Raw genomic sequence first — 17,529 nt, 5'->3', positions numbered from 1 at the left:
TTTATATACATTGGATGTATGGCCCAGAAAAGCGATACGCTGATTACTTACAATTTTGGAGGTAATTATGATAAAGCCAAATCGGCTGAAACCTATAAAGTTTACAAAAAAGACAGTGTCTGGATCAGAACAACTTTTAATTCGAAACAGGCATTAACCAAATCTGAGACATTTACCGACCGTAAATTAAAAACGTTAAACGGCGAATACCTGGAGTATGAGGATGGAAAAGTTTCGTTGAAGGGTTTTTACCACGATAATAAAAAAACGGGCTTGTGGACAAGCTTCGATGCTGATGGTAAAACAAAGGAAACCAAGGTGTACGATCAGGACAAACTTAATGGCCCTTATACTGCTTATTGGAAAAATGGTGCGCCTAAAACCACGGGAAACTACACTGAGGATAAGAAAACTGGAGAATGGAAAATTAGTTACGAAGATGGTAAACCTGCACTTAGAGAGCTTTATGACAGTAAAAGCAAGGTAACGGACAGCACTTATTTAGATATTGATGGAAAACCAGTAAGCAAAGCCGAAATTACAACAGAGCCCTCATTTCCTGGCGGCATGAAGAAATTTTATATGTTCCTGGCCAAAAGCATCAGGTATCCGGCAGATGCCCGGAACAGCAGGGCGCAGGGAAAGGTTTACTTATCATTTTTAGTATCCCGCACAGGCAAAATAGAAGATATTAAAGTTATTTCGGCACCACACATTAGTTTGGCGGAGGAAGCCATCAAGGTACTGGAACAATCAGCAGACTGGATTCCGGCTACCTTATTCGGTAAAACAATAGCCGTACCCTACAACATCAACATTAATTTTTCCATTAAATAGTTTTTTCAGTTAAATAAAAATATTCGTTATCTTCATTAAAACTTCATATCGATTTATGAATTTTATATCAACAAAATAAACGAGTAAAACAGAAGTTATGAAACCTTGGAGTGAAACGAAGAAGCTTCATAACAATTAAAAACAAATCTAAAAATTATGAAAAAGTTATTGAGTTTAATCGCAATCGCAGCATTTGGTTTAACCACAGCATTTGCTCAAACACCGGCAACAACTCCTGCAAAGGCTAAAACAGTTGCTAAAAAAGAAGTAAAAACTACCACTGCCCCAGTAAAAGCAGGTGTAAAACAAGAGGCCAAAAAAGTAGAAACTAAAACCACTACTACAGCTGCTAAAGTAAAAGCAGATGGCACTCCGGATATGCGTTTTAAAGAAAATAAAGCAAAAGCAGTAACTAAAGTTGCTGGTCCAACAAAAAAAGACGGTACAGCTGATATGCGCTACAAAGCCAATAAAGAAGCTGCAAAAAAGAATTAGGTTCAGGTTTATAATTTGAAAGGGTCTCTAATGAAAATTGGAGGCCCTTTTTTGTTTTAAAAACCGTTGATCCATTTTTTTCAACCAGAGCATTACAAAGACCTCTTATTTCTATTTGACCATTTCTTTAATCCAGCTATGGGTATTTTTACCACATTGATCTGAAACTTAACCGCCTACAAAAGCGAACTGAAAGAGAATTTTGTTTTCTCCTGTACTAATTTTCCCCTTACCTGTTTAAGCCTGGGATTAATATTGTATTTGCCGGGATTAGCAACCTGGTAGTAGATAATTACCGAATCTGCAGTATCATCAACCTGCTGGATACTGGCTTGTAAAAACTGCTCTTTTCCTTGTTCATCCAGTTCTATCTTTATCAGATTTCCCGGCTTAAATTTATCTGCCTGAGTTTTGTTTACCCTTAATTCGCCATAAATGGTTTTCTCTTCTTCTGCCGAAATTTCTATCATTGCCTGATTTTTCCGAAGAATACTCCCAGCTTTTAAATCGCCTTTAATATTTAATACCCCGGTTATTGGGGCAATTAAAAACTGATATTTTGAAGGAGATCCGATTTCTGACAATTTCGCTATAGTATCTCCTTTCACAACCTTTTTATTCGTTATGGCATAAACCCGGCTGATCTTCGAAAGGTTTTTCACTTCTATATACTGAGGTGCAGGGGATATATTGAGTGTGGTATAAATTGGCGTAAACTGAAGTTTCTTTTCAAATAACTGATAAATCAGCAGGCTGCCTGATATCACGATAACGATGATATAGATGTTCCATTGTTTGAGCCATTTAGGCAAACTACTTAAAATATGATCAACTTCTTCTGAATAATCATTTGCAGCAGGTTCGGCAATTGGTTGGTTAACTGGCATGGTTAGGCTGTTTTAAATTGAATTAGATTTTGATTAATTTCATCCATTGATAACTGATTTTTAACCAGATCAAAGTAGAAACCGTTTTTCCGGATCAGTTCTTCATGTGTACCAATTTCTTCTACACGGCCCTCATTTAGTAAAACAATCTGATCTGCCGATTTAATGGTACTAAGCCGGTGTGCAATTACAACAACTGTTTTTTCGTTAAAGAAACGGTCTAAATTAGAAACGATCTCTTTTTCATTTTTACTGTCGAGCGCGCTTGTAGCCTCATCAAAAAACAGTACCTGAGGAGCCTTGTAGATTGCCCGTGCAATTAATAACCGTTGTTTTTGGCCGGTACTTAAACCAACACCTTCCTGACCGATTTTTGTTGATAAACCCAGCGGTAAAGAATTTACCAAACCTTCAATATTGGCCACCCTAAGTGCATTCCGCAGCTTGTCGTGTTCAACATATTCAACCCCAACAGCAATATTTTTTTCAATCGTATCCGAAAATATAAACCCCTCCTGAAGTACTGAACCACAGATATGCCTCCAAAATTCATCAGAAATAGAGGCTAATCTTTTTTCGTTCACCAATATCTCGCCAACCGTTGGTTTATAAAAATTTAACAGCAGTTTCATCAGGGTGGTTTTACCACTGCCACTCGAGCCTACAATTGCCGTTACTTTATTGCGTGGAATGGTAAGGGAAATATTGTTTAAAATAATCTGATCGGGCGCCCCGGAATAGCAAAATGTAAGATTTTGCAGTTTAATTTCAACCCCATCTGTAGTGTCTGGTATTTCTACATTGTAATGGTTGTTTTCTTCTTCCTTGCCATGTATTTCTGCAATCCGTTCCAAACTCAGTTTAGCATCCTGAAAAGATTGTACAAATGATACAAGCTGCGTAATAGGCGAATTTAACTGGCCAATAATATAACTGATGGACAAAAGCATACCCAGCGTGAGTTCTCCTTTAATTACAAGCTGTGCTGCAATAACCGTAATAATAATATTTTTGAGCTCGTTAATAAAAAGTGAACCGATATTCTGCACCTGATCAAGCGCTAAACTCTGGATATTCGTCCTGAACAGTTTCGTCTGGAATTTTTCCCATTGCCACCTTTTTTCCCGTTCTGCATTGTTTAATTTAATTTCCTGTATGCCATTTATCAGTTCTATGGTTTTACTCTGGTTTGCGCTCAACTGGTTAAACCTTTTATAATCGAGATCTCCACGTTTTTTGATAAAACAATAAATCCATATAAAATTTAAGGAACTGCCAAACATAAAGATTAAGAAAATCGACAGGTTATAATTTACCAATACAATACTGAAAAGGAAAAGGTTAAAAAATGAAATTAAGGTACTAATGGAGTTGGACGTAAGTGTTTGTTCTATTCTTTTATGGTCGTTAATTCTTTGCAAAAGGTCACCTGTCATTTTCACATCGAAAAATGATAGAGGCAATTTCATCAGCTTTACAAAGAAATTAGAAAGCATGGAAATGTTAAAACGCGCACCGATATGTACCAGGATCCAGCTGCGCAGTATCTCTACGCTTATTTTGCCTAAAAACAAGAACAACTGAGCAGCCAGGATCATATAAATGATGTTTACATTTTTGTTTTTGATTCCATTATCAACTATAGATTGTGTGAGGTAAGGAAAGGCAAGCTGTAAGGCGCCTCCAATTACCAGCCCAGCCAGCAGGTGTACGCCATAGCTCCTGTATTTTTTCAAAAAAGGCAAAAGGAAACCTATTCCTTTATATATCCCGTTTTCCTCATCTTCCTGAGCATAAAAGGCTGGTGTAGGTTCCAGCATCAGTACAAAGCCAATATCTCCGCCGGATGCCCAACCTTTTAAGAAATCTTTTATGCTGTACACCAATAATCCCCTTGCCGGATCTGATATATAAGCTTTTGTTTTGGTAATCTTATAAAGCACATTAAAGTGATTCTGGTTCCAGTGTAAAACACAAGGCAGGTCTACCTCGTTTTGGAGCATTTCCAGGTTTACTTTTGCACCAAAACTATTGTAACCCAGTTTTTCGGATGCACGGAGCAGCCCGAGCATGGTACTGCCGGCCCGTGTAGTTTTACTGAGGTTCCTTAAACTTTGCAGGTTGAAGAATTTACCATAAAATTTGCTCACAATCCTCAGGCAGGTTGGACCACAATCCATATGATCTAGCTGCGTAAAATGCGGGAATTTTTTTAAACTTGGGTTAATCATGGCTTTTGAGTATTGGAATCCGGTCGCTAATTAAATTGCTTAATGTTGATAGTGTTTCCAGCCGCCTGCTGTTATCCGTATCTAGGTCTTTGAAAATAAATTCACTGATGCCAGTTTCTTCATAGAGGGCTTCCAGACGATCAGAAAAATAAGCAGGCGATCCGACTATGAAATTGCTCAGCGGGTCATATGCTGTTTTATAGGTATCGTAAAAGCGTTTTTCGGCCCTTTGGCTATCCGCATCACAAATCCCCGCAAATGCCAGGTTAAGTGGTGGCGGGGCCTTATGCCGGGCCTCAAATAATCCCATGTGACTAAATAATAAATCTGCATTTTTACCAGCCGGATCGGTTGTGTGGAACAAAGACCTTGAAAAACCTATTCCCATTTCGCGCGCAAAAGGTAATTGATTATACGAAGCCCCTAAAAGCCACATTTCGGGTAAATCTCCATGTACGGGGGCTATAGATTGTGCTTCTCCTTTCAGAAAATCATAGGTTAATCTAACATTATCGTTAAAGGTTTTATAAATTTCATCGGTTACATCAGAGCGGTTTAATAAATATCCCGCAGCTGTTAAGTTTGGCTTGCCATTTGCAAAGCCCAAATCTATCCGGCCCGGAAAAAGTGTAGCTAAAAGCTTAAAATCGCAGGCCACGCGATACGGTGAGTGAACAGCAGATAATGTGCCTGCAATGCCAATCTTAATGCGATCGGTATAACAGGCTAGTGTTGGAATCAACATTTCGGGGCTGTTCCATGCCAGGCTTAAAGGATGATGTTCGGTTAGCCAGAAACGGTTAAAACCAGCTGCATCAGCAATTTGAGCATATTCCAAAACATTTTCCAATATTTCAGCCCCTGAATGTCCATCAATGGCGCCAAACTCCAGAATTCCGATTTTCATATCTACAGTTAAAAAGTGAATAATAATTTACTGCCTGTGCTATTAGTTTTTAATCCGGCCCTGTTCCTCGCCCGAAGATTTTCTCTTGGTAGAGGCCCCCTTAACTGTGCTTTTACCAAATTTGTAGCTATAGCTTAAATTCGCCCTCGTGCCTTCCCACCTGTAGTTCGAAGCCAGGTTTAGTGTACCCAGGTTGGCCGTTATAGAAGACCTGTTTGTATTGAATAAGTCGAAAATGCTCAGCTTAAACGTAGATCTTTTGTCTGACAGGCTTTTGGCTATGCCCAGATTAAAATACAGGTTGGGCTTTACCCGGTAAATACCATAGGCATTGTTGTAAAAATAAATCATGTCCAGTTCGGCTGTTATGCTTTTTGGCAGCGTGAAAGATGAAGTACTGTTAAGCTGCAGCGCCGAGCCTTTCGATCTGATCTGGCCCATGGTATAATCGGTATAGTAGAAGTTGGCGTAGTTACTAATCTCCCATATCTTAAGCACTTTTACCGGAATGTTAGCCCCGATATAGTAGCCATAAAATTGATCAAAGTTTTGATAGATTTCTTTTACCAGTTTGGTATCGGCTTCCTGCACGGCAATTTTTTCAAATTCATCCTTTGTATGCTGAAAACCTGCCGATATATTAAACTGCTGGAGCAGGGTATAATTTAGTTCGAATGAATTGGTAAAACTTGGTCTCAAAAACGGATTACCCTGACTTGCCGTGTATTGATCGGTGTAATAGGTAAACGGGTTCAGATCTTTATAGCCTGGTCTCCCAATCCGCCTGCTATAAGAAATACCGAGCTGATTGTTCTGGTTAAAATCATAAGTAATATAGGCACTTGGAAAAAGCTTGAAATAATTAAGCCTGAAAACTGAATCAAGCGTTTTCGAATCACCGTCTGATCGTGTTTGCTCGCCCCTTAAACCCAATTGCAAGGATAGTTTTTTACCTAATTTGGTATTCAGGTTTACATAACCCGATACTATGGTTTCATCGTAGTTAAAAACATTGCTTCTTTTTACATCATTTTCCCAATTGCCATCAATCTGTTGGTTAAACTGGGTCATGTTATCAGTAGTTACGCGGCTTACCTTTGCACCTGTTTCCAGATTAAGCTTTTTTAAGAGCACACGTTCATAGTCAAGCTTTGCCGAAGCAATCTTAATCATGGTTTTATTGATGTTGAGGGTATTTGGCTGCGAAAGCTGATTGTTTACATTATTGGAAGTGTAATTAATATCCCCGTCATTTTCATAATTAGAAAGATCGGCATCAAAAGATAGGTTTTCATCTTTACTCAGTGCCAGTTTATAATTTAAACTATAGGTGAGGCTGTTCCACTCGGTCTGGTTGGCACTAAAAAGATTAAGCTGGTTAATGGCGCCACTTTCACTTAACGAAGTTAAACTGTTGTTTGCGAGATCATTACTCGCTCTGTTACCAATAAAACCAAAACCTAATGTATTTTTTTCATTTGGAAAAAAATCTACAGATAGTTTGGCAAGGCTAGAGTTAATGGTTTTAATGCTGGAGCTGTTTTGCGAAAAGCTTGTTCCCGATAAGGTTCTGTTAAGTTCTCCGGATGTAGGGCTTTTATCATGATTGTAGCCAATATTGCCCGAAACTGCAAACATTTTTTGCCTGTAGTTAAGTAAACCACTGCTATTGTATTTTCCATTTCTGCCGTAGCCCCCGCCGGCTGTAAGGTTGCCGTTAACACCTATTTTCTTATCTTTTTTAGAAATTACATTAATTATCCCACCAACGCCCTGTGCATCATATTTGGCAGATGGATTACTGATGATTTCTATTTTATCGATATTATCGCCCTGCAGACTCTTTAAATATTGTGCTACCTGATCTCCTGATAAATATATCTGCTTATTGTCTACCAAAACCAGAACACTTTTACCACGCAGTTTGATCGCGTCTGATTGATCAACAAAAACCCCGGGTGCCCTTTTAAGCAAATCCAAAGCCGAACTTCCGGCCGTCATGGGGCTTTGCGAAACATTAAAAATCAGTTTGTCGATTTTTTGCTCTATTAATGCCTTTTTCCCCTTAATGTTTACCTCGGCCAGCATTTTGGTATCGGCCAGGAATATAATATCAGGTGCCGTAACTGTTTCAGGAATAGCAGAAATATTAATCGAAACGGCAGCGCCCGAATACCCCATTGATGATCCCGATAATTTATAGGCACCTTTACCCTGCTTTAAATTAAAGAGGTAGTTTCCCTGTTCATCGGATATTGCGAAATTGACCGCTTTGCCCAAACTATCAATTAATGATATGGTAGCGAAAATTACCGGTTCTTTTTTGGCATCCAAAACCTTTCCTTTGATCTGGATATCTGTTTGTGCACTTACGGTGGTGGTTATGGCAACAATTAGTGCGAGTAATAAGATTAACTTTTTCATTTGGTAGATTTTAAAGTAAAAAAATAGATTTCCAGGGATCGATATTGCTTTTATAACTGTTAAGCACTAAAGCGGTTCCAATTAATCCTTCCAGAAGTGATGCATGTTCTGGTTTTTCGATAGCATCGTTGATATCTTTCGATCTGTATTTTGTAGCGATGATCTTATTTGTCCTGTCGATCCAGAACTCATAATGATTGAGGTAATTTTCGTCGTTTGATAATTGATACAATGATTTATATAATTGAGCAATACCGGCGCTTCCGTGGCAAAAAAACGGATCATTAACAAAATCCAGCTGCTTAAAGGTATCTTTCATCGATAAATGACCAATCTGACCGGCAACTTTATGGTATTGGTTATTTTCTGAAAACTGCCCTATCCTGTATAAAAAGATACAAATCGCCAGATCGCCATAACACCAGGCCACGGGGATTTTGTTAAAGCATTTTACCCCGTCGGTTCGTATAATTGACGGAAATAAAGACCTGATTACTGCATCATCGCCGGTTCGCAGCTCAAGATTTTTAATCATATAATCTGCAAGCAATTCGGCTTTTTTTCTCAACCAATGGAGCGCCGGGTCTTTATCTGCCAAATTCAAAAAAACCATTCCTAAAGCCAGGTTTCCGTGGGCCAGACCTAAGTTAATGTGGTTATTTTCGCCGGGTTCTTTATGGTAGAAGGCATTTCTAAACCTTAGCCCTTCTTCGTCAAGGATTTTATTTTCAAAAATTCTTTTTAATAATGTTTCTATATGTTGTTTTATAAAGGGACTAAAATTTCTTTCGGCAAAATAGTGCAGGTACCCTGTAGCACCATAAAGGAAATCGGTATTGTTAAGTTTAACATCGGCAATTGCCTTATTAGCGATGGCCAGATCAAACTGATGCAATTCATCTTCTACATCTATCTCAATAAAACCCTGTTTTTCCAGGTAATTAACCAATAAAGAAAAGCCTGCATAGCCATTGGCAAGAGAGTAATCGCCAAAAGCAGGCGTGGAGCCATTTATTTTTTCAAACAGCCCGTAGAGTAAAGTTTCAGCTTCTTCTCTTGCATCATCACCAGTAAGCCTGCTGCTTTCAAATAAATATAGAATATAACCCAACTGACCAGAAAAAAGCGAATTGTTCAGGGTTTTAACACCATTAAAAATTAGCTTTTCAACAATCTCGGAAGAACTGGAGTTCATATAATCAAAAGATTTCTCTGGTGTAGTCATTGTATTGGCTTTTTTGGTTAACGAATGCATAACAGGTGGCTATCATCATGATTTCCTGAAAGCTTAATTCTTTTTGGGCGTAAATAATTCTGGAGAGATTGGCTTCTAACCTCGACATCCAGAGATCCGAAGCTTCCAAAAAATTAATGTCGTCCGTAAAATCGTACAGCAGTTTATAGCCATAATACGGCCCCAGTGCGCCCGAATAAAAATCAACGCCATCAATATTATCCTCAAACAAATCGGGTAATATTAAGGTATGCAGTCCAAGCAAAAGCCCGGTCTTATACAGAGGCTTGTTGTTTTTTAAAACCGAGTACACGATGGTAACTATTGCTTTCTGGATATCGCCTTCACACCAGGTAAGTAATCCCTTTAACGTAGGGTATTCCAGGTTTCTACCTAAAAAGAGGTACTTCTGATCCTCATGGTTTACTTCCTGCCAAAATGAAAACATGGCGTTAAAGCAGGTATCAATGGTATCAATAAGCTCTGTTTCTTCGAGTTCGTCTGGTTTATTTAAATATATTCCGATCAGAGTATCGGTTAATTTCGACAACAGATATTGAGGGTTCTCGGTAAGTGTGTATGCCCTTTTATCAACATAATTTCTTACACCGCTAACAAACCTGCTTTTAAGGCATAGTATTTCGCTGCTGTTTACCGATTTCAGGTAGAACAACATTCCCGATGCACCATGGGCAAAATCAAAAATATTACTGCTTATAGCTATATTGGCACTTTCTGCAATGTAAGTGTTGAGTTCGGGCAATAAATACTCGTCTTCAAAAATGCGTTTCTCAATTTCTGGCTCTATGATAAAGAGTACATTTACCGCACCTAAAAAAGGTTCTATAAATATCTTTTTATCAAAAGATTCTGCGCCCCTTAAAAGTGCCTTGTCTTCAGTTTTCACCGGACTACCCTCTATTACAGCCAATAAAAATCGCACCACACTATAGCGCACAGTATTTTCATACGGTTTGCCCTTCCCATCAATCTGGCGTAGCAGAAACTTTAGTATGTCCGATGGTTCGATCATGCCGATTTAATTATAGTTGTACGGTACCACAGCGCAAGCGATAACAATTGATTTTTGCCCCTTAAGCTTAATTTGCAGGTAATACTGGCTTTATGGTTATTTACAGTTGCGGGACTGATGTAAAGTTTTTCGGCAATGTTTTTAGTAGACAAGGAAGTAGATAGTGCAATAAAAATCTCCATCTCCCTTTTGGTCAGTTCTTTTATCTTGTTGAAATAAGAGATAAAAAGTAAGTTTTCTTTAACCAACGAGTTTTTGGTCTGGAGTAATCTTTTTACATGGTTCGATTGATAATCCAGTCCGTAAGCAACTTCCATAATGCAGTAGTACAAATCACTCATACTCTCGTGGTTAGAAAGCAATCCCTTCACCAGGTTATTCTTCCCTTCACTGTAATACCTTAATATTTCTACATCATTGCTTAATAAGATAACTTTAAAATCTGATCTTATTTTTTTTAAGGCATCCATCGTCTGAAAAATAGTGCTGTCGAGCAGGCTCGAACTAATGATCAGGATGGAAGAAGTGTTTGCACACAAAAAGTTAATGGTTTCTTTTTCCGAACCTGCAATACCTATATTTTCGAAATTTCTTTTTCCCAGGTATTCAAATAATGCTTCGCACAAAATATTGTTTTCTGATGCGATACAAATAGGTCCAATGCTTTTAAAGTTGAGATGTTTTTCCATAGGTAGATGAATTATCTTATTTGTTCATTGGAGGCAGGTTGGTAACGGTAATCGTAAGCGTGGTATCCATGGTGTCAAAATTTCCACCTCCACCGTTTAGCGATTTCATTTCATCATTGTTCAGGTATTCAATGATTCTCTTTTTTAATTTGATTGTGTTTTTAGCGTTCTTCATGGGATTTGTTTTTTTGTTTAATCTAATGTGAGAAGTTGCTCAGAAATAAAAAAAAGATATACACCAACTGTGCTGGAAAAATGTCCAACTATCGAAATTTAAGGACGACCTGAAAAATGATTTAGGATATTGAAGCTTTGGTAAGCGCAGAGTTATCATGATCCATTAAACAAAAGTAGGGGATATACGGCGCATCAGTGATCAAAGTTATCAGCCTGATTTTTCCGCACTTAGCCGTACCGGCACAATTTTATCGCGCTTTTAAAACCTTTTTACGTGTTGATGGTTTTATCTGGCAATACCAGACCAAATATTGCCGTCAATTGGCATAACCACTTAAATTAACCGGCTTGGAAACACAAGAAAAACATACAAAGGAGCGGAAGTCTTTTCTTCCTAAATTGCTGCTTATACTTGCCCTTGCCCTGCTGCTTGGAGCAGAAGGGTACTTTGGATTTAGGCTACATGAACTTTCTGATCAGCAGGAGCAGATTAAGAAAGATTATTCGGGCATCAACAACATTACTTACGGGCTGTTTTCGGTACAGCAGTGGAAAGATAATGTATCAAAAATTGTGCATCACCAGGTAGGTAACCTGAAGATGACCAAAAAGCAGAAAAAGGTATTGCAAACCGAAGTTGAACAGGTATTGCTGGCTCTGATTAATAAGGCAGAAGCCCTCGTAAATAAACCGAAAAAAACCTTAAGCGGGAAGATACAGAAATTCGCCATTAAGAATTTTGTGAACTCTGATAGCATAAAAGCTCAGGTACCTGGTTTTGCCAAAAAGATCATTGCCGAGGTGGATAACCCAAAAAACAAAAAGCAATTGAGTAAAATGGCTATTGGTGAATTTAATGAAATTGCCAATGAGGAGAAAAAAGATAGCGCGTTTGTTGCAAATGCAGCGGCGATTAAAACGATGTACCAGAAATATCAGGTATCTTCCACTGACGTGCTGAACAAAAAATTAGTAGCCTCGCTTGCTGAAATCCGCACAAAAACCTACGGCTATTCTTTTGGTATGCTGGCTTGTGTAGTGGTGGTGCTTGGCTTTTGGTGGGGGCTTCGTAAACGTAGAGATTTGCATGTTACGCTTTTTGTAATGTCGCTGTTTTTTGCTTTTATCCTCTTAGCCGTAGGCCTTACGGCCTCTATGATCGAGGTAGATGCACGGATCCGTTCACTCGATTTTGTGTTATTGGGCGAACATGTGATGTTTAAAGATCAGGTACTGTTTTTTCAGAGCAAGAGCATTATGGATGTAGTTCGGGTACTGATCAGTCAGCCCGGGATCGATTCGATACTCGTTGGGGTACTGATATTGGTTTTTAGCATCCTTTTTCCTGTGGTAAAGCTCAGCTCAACGGGCATCCATCTTTTGGGTAATAAACGTTTGGCTGAAAACGGAGTGATTAAATATTTTGCTTTCCAGTCGGGTAAGTGGAGTATGGCCGATGTGATTGTAATTGCCATCCTGATGGCCTATATCGGGCTAAACGGACTGCTTGAAGGACAACTTCAGGCACTGAATATTAAAAACGATTCACTCACCATCTTAACCACCAACAATACAGCCCTGCAGCCGGGATATATCATATTTATCAGTTTTGTACTTTATGGCCTTATCTTATCCACTATATTAAAGTTCATTACGCCACATGATGCCCACTAAACCATTTTTATTTCAGCTGTTTGATAAATTATTATGGCAACAACAATAAATACCACTCCAGATACTCCGGTAAGGAAAAACAGGGTAGCTCCTATATTGCTTATCGCTGCCCTCAGCATCCTTTTGCTGGGAGAAGCCTATTTTGGCTACCGCTTCCATCAGCTATCTGTAGAGCAGAAGCATATCAAAGAAGATTACAGCCTATCGAACAACATTACTTTTGGTATATTTTCTGTTGACAGGTGGGGAGAGAAAATTTCGGCCGTTGTTGATCGCAGGGTGAAAGGTTTTAACCTCACAGCGAAACAAAAAACAGAAATGCGGAAAGAGGTGGAGAAAGAACTGCACGGCCTGGTAAACAAAGCAGTAGCTGAAGTAACCAAACCGCAGAAAAGCCTCGGAGGAAAGCTTAAAAAATTAGCCTTTAAAAGTTTTGTAGATGTGGGTGAACTTCATGCGCAGGTACCTTCTTTCGCTAAAACGATTGTAGCAAAAATTACGAGCCCTACAAGTTTAAAAAGATTAAAAGGGATTGCAACCAGTAAAGTGGACGAACTTGAAGCACAAACCTACGATAGTACAGATACAACCATTACTACTGTTGAGCAAAACATTTATCATAAATACCATGTAACGAATGCCAATGCTTTCGACCGTTTAGTGAATACAAGATTGGCAGAAATAAAAAAAGCCAGCTTTCAGTTTGCACTTGGAATGCTTGGCTGCGTGGCCATTGCACTGATATTGTGGTTATTTTTGAGGAAAAAAGTACAGCTGCATGTGCCATTATTTATCATGTCGCTGTTGTTTGCCGTTATCCTGCTTGCCGTAGGAGTTACCTCTCCGATTATAGAAGTTGATGCAAGGATTCAGTCTCTGGAGTTTGCACTGCTTGGAGATAAAATTGCCTTTACCAACCAGGTACTTTTCTTTCAGAGCAAGAGCATATTGGGGATTATTGGAACGCTCATTGAACAACCGAAGCCTGATGCCGTTTTGGTTGGGGCACTGCTGCTGATTTTTGTGGTAATTCTTCCACTTCTAAGAATTATAGCCAGAGGTGTTCATGTATCCTGCGGCCACCTTTTTGGCAGCCAAAAAGTGTTGCGGTTTCTGGCGTTTGACCTTGGGAAATGGGATATGGCTGATGTAATGGTGGTTGGTGTTGCGATGACTTATATTGGTCTTAACGGAATCCTAAAGAGTCAGCTTTCCGGACTGAACATGCAAAATGACACCCTAAAAACGGTTACAGCAAATAATTCTGCCTTGCAACTTGGCTTTTTCATATTTGTAGCTTATGTGATCTACACCATAGTGCTCTCGTCGATACTGAAGCGTATCGATGAACAAAACGGACCTTGTTAATGATATAATAGACTTTGAAGAAAGTTTGCAGGAGAAAAAAGATTTGATTTTAAACAAAAACCCTGAAACAAGTTCAGGGTCTTTTTTATTTTATTTCTTCGTAATCTACGAAATCGCCGAGTTTATCTGTTTTACTTTGATCGGGTTTTGGAGGCATATAATCTATAGAAATAGAACCTTCAGGTTTAGATCGTCTTTGTTGTTGTTGCTGCCCGCTTGCCTGACTTTGCATTTTGCTGGCCAGGTTATTAAACAGCATTGGCAAAATCAGCCTGATCAACATTCTGATCAGCCAAAGCACCAATATCGTGATGAAAATGAATTTTATTAATACCATTCTTTAAATTACTGTTATTACAAATATAGACGTCATAAAATTTATTTTGTTACTTTTTGAGCCTTTAATTGCAATTTGATTACAATATAATACGCAAATAAGCCTATAATGGTTTTAACCAAATTTTTATAAAGCGGTCTTTTTCAAGCGTATTATTCGTTTTTATAACTTCTATAGCCATAACAATGTTGTTTGCAAGATAAAAATCATGGGTGTCGGTTACTTTTTTCTCTCCAATAAAAACAGGCAGGTTCCGATATTTCTTTTTGATCTTATAGTTTTTAAAAAGTTCGGCTAAACTTAATAATTCAATATTATTATTTAGTGTAATTTCAATTACACCGTTCTTTGCGTTTGGGCCGTATGCTTTAACTTCTTCTTCAGATTTGAGTACTTTTATCGATACTATATCCAGGGGGCTTAAATATTCAAATGCACCGGTGTTTTTAATGGCGACTTTATTTACAACATAAAGTGGTTGATTTGTAATTATACCTGCCCTTGAAGGTGCACAGATCCTGATTTTTTGATCGGGAATGGCTTTATACTCTTCAAGATTTCTGTTAAGCGCATCGGTTATCTGAGCAGATGCGCTGCCAGTAAACAGAAAAAATAAAAGGATAAAGTAAGTTTGTTTCATTAGTCTCCAACTATTTCAGCTACGCGGCCAACCTGGCCATCTTCGAGCCGCACCTTTATCCCTCTCGAATGAAATGCTGAAGAAGTAAGCAGGTCTTTAACTACTCCATAAGTAATATTTCCTGACCGTTGATCTTTCTTCAAAATAATTCCGACTTCTAATCCCGGATAAATGTCTTTTCTGTTTTGCCCGTCCATTGTGCTTTAATAAGTTGATGATAAAAGCCTCAAAATTCCATAATTAATTTGAATGTTAAGGTAATTTGCTAAAATCTATTTCTGGTTTCTTACCTGCAGAGCTTCTGGTGAAGATTTTTCCTGGTGTGGTATAATCATTAAAGAAACCACCGTTTTTTAAATAGAATGCTCCTTTTTCAGTTCCTCCCTGATAATCCATCCGGTATCCTTTTGTTCCGGTATTATCGGTGGTAAAACGTGCTGATTTTAACTCACTCCAGATGCCTTTATCATCACAGATCCATTGATTATCGAACAATACTTTTCTCGATAAATCGCCTTGTACCGGAGAGAAATTTTCTAAAAAGGAATGGAAACGTTTAAGGTAGGTTTTGGTTTGTGGTCTGGTGAAACTGGCAATCAATTGCCACTTATTAATTTCAGGCGCAAAGAAATAGGCGGTGTAGGTGGTAACGCTATCTTTTCCGGGAACGCCATGAAGCAAAAACTTATAGGTATTTCCTGCTTTCCACAGATAATTTAAATAACTCTGTCCCCCAGATCCTTCATTGCCAAATTCTCCGGTATGTACGCCTTCACCCTTCTTTAACATTTTAATTTTGTGCGATTCAGGGATGCTTTTAGGATCATCAGTATTAAACGGACTCCATACCGAAAACAGGATGTGCCTTTCTGTCGGGCTGTTTACCTGCATGCCAAAATAACCCTCTCCAAAGCCACAGGACATAAAATAGGAACCCAAAATATCTTCGCCCTTTGGAACGGTTACTTCATTATAATACCATTCTGCATTAAAATTTTCGGGCTGTTGATAATTTAAATGTACGGACGGACCACGCCTTCCCCAATGGAAGAAATTACCTTCATTATTTTTAACATAGGCTGTTTTTCCTTCGGTAGCTGTTCCACCAATGGTTAAAGTTTGAATGGAAGGGAATTTTGCACCGCTTTTGCTGATCCCTTTAATACTGACAGACACATAACCGGTATCTTTAACCGTCCATTCGCCAATTTTACCATCGAAAACTTTGTTTTCATCGAAACTTACTTTTTTGGGTTGATTATTAATGGTAAATTCTAATGTGGATTGCCCTTCTACAAGAGGATTGTCGACCAGCGAAATCACAACTGTTCCTGGTTTGGAAACCCTGAAATAAGCGGTAAAATACTCTTTTGGATTGGTCCAGTTTACAATACCTTTATTAGACAAGGTTCTTTCCGAATCCTGATGCAGGGAGCTGTAGGCGTTGCCTGCAAGCGGCAGGGATATTGCCGCAGAATTTTGGGCCTGACTTTTCAGACCGATAAGGCCGAGTACGATCAGCGCTACGAGTTTAAAAGATTTCATTGAATGATTTTTAGATAACTTATTGAGCCGCAATAGTAATCCAAATTTATCTAAAAACCACTTTTTAAAACTAAATCGTTACCTAATGAATATTTTGTTAGGGGCAAATAAAATTAAAACTTATCTTAGGGTTCGTCTAAACGTTACTCAAATGAAAAAAAATAAAATTATCGCTCTTGTTCTCTCCATCATACTCATATATGGATTATGTCTTTATGGCTTGAGCATGTTGGATTATTATCGCGCTATAAAAGACAATGATTTTGCAAGTATATCGTTTTCTTTTACCTTTTATTTTACTCCAGCAATATATATATTTAATTTAATTGCACTATTTCAATTCATCATCAGTAAATTCAGAAAATCGACCTTGTTGAGGATTAGCTTGCTCCAAGGCATTTTTTCATTCGTTATTTTTTTTCCAATATGGACTACAAATAGTTTTTTTATTATCGACCCTGACCGACCGCAATTATATGATGCTCTTTTTATTGCCAGATATGTGCTGAGTTTTTTAATTGCTGCTTTCAATGTCTTCTCACTCCGTTATCTGGTTTCAACCATCACACCTCAACTAATTCCATTTGGCGATGGAAGCATGACATTTGATGAGGTAAATAAATGGCAAAGATTTTTTCACAGGATCTTCGATCTCATAATCATCTCCGTAACCATTTACCCATCATTTGATTATATTGGACGATTCTTGGTTAGCATTCTTGAACATTCTAATTTTTTAGCATCAACTGTTGGTCGGCTTTTAGAACTAGATCGATCTCATTATATCCTTGCTTATTTTTTCATTACCCTTTATTATTTGGTTACAGAGGGCGTATTTAACACCTCCATTGGAAAAACAATTTTAGGTAATTTAATTGTAGACAATAATGCGGGAAGACCAAATTTAGGACAAAGAATCGGCCGAACATTTGCCCGGCTGATACCTTTTGAAGCATTTTCATTTATTTTTCTTTACAGAGGCTGGCATGATAGTTTAACCCAAACCTATATCGTAAAATCCGAGAAGTTTTTAAAAAACGAAAACGATTAA

Annotated in this window: 18 protein-coding genes; 6 read left to right on the top strand and 12 right to left on the bottom strand. The window is 38.2% G+C overall.

Translation table 11 applies throughout. The annotated features are described in order from the left end of the window. The first annotated feature begins 18 nt into the window (after positions 1–18). Positions 19–837 (top strand): TonB family protein, encoded by an 819-nt coding sequence (locus ACTJKC_RS09055; protein ID WP_440791247.1) that lies wholly within the window; start codon positions 19–21, stop codon positions 835–837. Positions 838–993: 156 nt separating this feature from the next. Further along, the gene (locus ACTJKC_RS09050; protein WP_113950801.1) at positions 994–1,332 is read left to right on the top strand and encodes a hypothetical protein; all 339 of its coding nucleotides are present in this window, start codon (positions 994–996) and stop codon (positions 1,330–1,332) included. A gap of 176 nt (positions 1,333–1,508) precedes the next feature. Here the strand turns inward: ACTJKC_RS09050 and ACTJKC_RS09045 are convergent, their stop codons facing one another. The 8 genes from ACTJKC_RS09045 to ACTJKC_RS09010 are packed head-to-tail and all read right to left on the bottom strand — an operon-like array spanning position 1,509 to position 10,912. Beyond that, positions 1,509–2,219: a hypothetical protein gene (locus ACTJKC_RS09045; RefSeq protein WP_440791245.1), complete on the bottom strand. Its 711-nt coding sequence runs from the start codon at positions 2,217–2,219 to the stop codon at positions 1,509–1,511. Between the two features lie 2 nt (positions 2,220–2,221). Continuing rightward, a complete protein-coding gene (locus ACTJKC_RS09040; RefSeq protein WP_440791243.1) occupies positions 2,222–4,450 on the bottom strand; it encodes a peptidase domain-containing ABC transporter in 2,229 nt (742 codons plus the stop codon). Continuing rightward, positions 4,443–5,357 carry an LLM class flavin-dependent oxidoreductase gene (locus tag ACTJKC_RS09035; RefSeq protein ID WP_440791241.1) on the bottom strand — a complete coding sequence of 305 codons (915 nt, stop codon included), beginning with the start codon at positions 5,355–5,357 and terminating at the stop codon, positions 4,443–4,445. The genes ACTJKC_RS09040 and ACTJKC_RS09035 overlap by 8 nt, the downstream gene beginning before the upstream one ends. A 42-nt stretch (positions 5,358–5,399) precedes the next feature. After that, a complete protein-coding gene (locus ACTJKC_RS09030; RefSeq protein ID WP_440791239.1) occupies positions 5,400–7,781 on the bottom strand; it encodes a TonB-dependent receptor domain-containing protein in 2,382 nt (793 codons plus the stop codon). Positions 7,782–7,791: 10 nt separating this feature from the next. After that, the gene (locus ACTJKC_RS09025; protein WP_440791237.1) at positions 7,792–9,006 is read right to left on the bottom strand and encodes a lanthionine synthetase LanC family protein; all 1,215 of its coding nucleotides are present in this window, start codon (positions 9,004–9,006) and stop codon (positions 7,792–7,794) included. After that, on the bottom strand, positions 8,981–10,048 hold the full coding sequence (locus tag ACTJKC_RS09020) for a hypothetical protein (protein ID WP_440791235.1): 1,068 nt from the start codon (positions 10,046–10,048) through the stop codon (positions 8,981–8,983). Before ACTJKC_RS09020 ends, ACTJKC_RS09025 begins: the two co-directional genes overlap by 26 nt. After that, on the bottom strand, positions 10,045–10,737 hold the full coding sequence (locus tag ACTJKC_RS09015) for a helix-turn-helix transcriptional regulator (protein ID WP_025141471.1): 693 nt from the start codon (positions 10,735–10,737) through the stop codon (positions 10,045–10,047). Before ACTJKC_RS09015 ends, ACTJKC_RS09020 begins: the two co-directional genes overlap by 4 nt. 16 nt (positions 10,738–10,753) lie before the next feature. Next, positions 10,754–10,912 carry a hypothetical protein gene (locus ACTJKC_RS09010; RefSeq protein WP_344851522.1) on the bottom strand — a complete coding sequence of 53 codons (159 nt, stop codon included), beginning with the start codon at positions 10,910–10,912 and terminating at the stop codon, positions 10,754–10,756. Positions 10,913–11,109: 197 nt separating this feature from the next. Here ACTJKC_RS09010 and ACTJKC_RS09005 point away from each other — a divergent pair, with 197 nt between their 5' ends. Genes ACTJKC_RS09005 through ACTJKC_RS08995 form a run of 3 tightly spaced genes read left to right on the top strand, consistent with a single transcriptional unit; the run spans position 11,110 to position 13,956 of the window. After that, on the top strand, positions 11,110–11,244 hold the full coding sequence (locus ACTJKC_RS09005) for a hypothetical protein (RefSeq protein ID WP_344851521.1): 135 nt from the start codon (positions 11,110–11,112) through the stop codon (positions 11,242–11,244). A gap of 18 nt (positions 11,245–11,262) precedes the next feature. Continuing rightward, positions 11,263–12,588: a paraquat-inducible protein A gene (locus tag ACTJKC_RS09000; protein WP_440791232.1), complete on the top strand. Its 1,326-nt coding sequence runs from the start codon at positions 11,263–11,265 to the stop codon at positions 12,586–12,588. Positions 12,589–12,621: 33 nt separating this feature from the next. After that, positions 12,622–13,956 carry a paraquat-inducible protein A gene (locus tag ACTJKC_RS08995; protein ID WP_440791230.1) on the top strand — a complete coding sequence of 445 codons (1,335 nt, stop codon included), beginning with the start codon at positions 12,622–12,624 and terminating at the stop codon, positions 13,954–13,956. A gap of 85 nt (positions 13,957–14,041) precedes the next feature. On the opposite strand, the gene ACTJKC_RS08990 is transcribed toward ACTJKC_RS08995, so the two are convergent. The 4 genes from ACTJKC_RS08990 to ACTJKC_RS08975 form a co-directional block, all read right to left on the bottom strand. Continuing rightward, positions 14,042–14,293 carry a DUF4834 family protein gene (locus ACTJKC_RS08990; RefSeq protein ID WP_440791228.1) on the bottom strand — a complete coding sequence of 84 codons (252 nt, stop codon included), beginning with the start codon at positions 14,291–14,293 and terminating at the stop codon, positions 14,042–14,044. A gap of 103 nt (positions 14,294–14,396) precedes the next feature. Beyond that, on the bottom strand, positions 14,397–14,933 hold the full coding sequence (locus ACTJKC_RS08985; RefSeq protein WP_440791226.1) for a hypothetical protein: 537 nt from the start codon (positions 14,931–14,933) through the stop codon (positions 14,397–14,399). Next, positions 14,933–15,130: a YwbE family protein gene (locus ACTJKC_RS08980; RefSeq protein ID WP_183767082.1), complete on the bottom strand. Its 198-nt coding sequence runs from the start codon at positions 15,128–15,130 to the stop codon at positions 14,933–14,935. The genes ACTJKC_RS08985 and ACTJKC_RS08980 overlap by 1 nt, the downstream gene beginning before the upstream one ends. A gap of 55 nt (positions 15,131–15,185) precedes the next feature. Further along, a complete protein-coding gene (locus tag ACTJKC_RS08975; protein ID WP_440791224.1) occupies positions 15,186–16,478 on the bottom strand; it encodes a DUF3472 domain-containing protein in 1,293 nt (430 codons plus the stop codon). 151 nt (positions 16,479–16,629) lie between these two features. On the opposite strand from ACTJKC_RS08975, the gene ACTJKC_RS08970 reads away from it, so the two are divergent. Next, complete coding sequence (locus ACTJKC_RS08970; RefSeq protein WP_440791222.1) at positions 16,630–17,529, top strand: RDD family protein; 900 nt, start codon at positions 16,630–16,632, stop codon at positions 17,527–17,529.

Origin of the sequence: Pedobacter sp. 22226 (genome assembly GCF_052045455.1) — a bacterium.
GTDB lineage: Bacteria > Bacteroidota > Bacteroidia > Sphingobacteriales > Sphingobacteriaceae > Pedobacter > Pedobacter jeongneungensis.
This window is presented reverse-complemented; position numbering and strand designations above follow the sequence as displayed.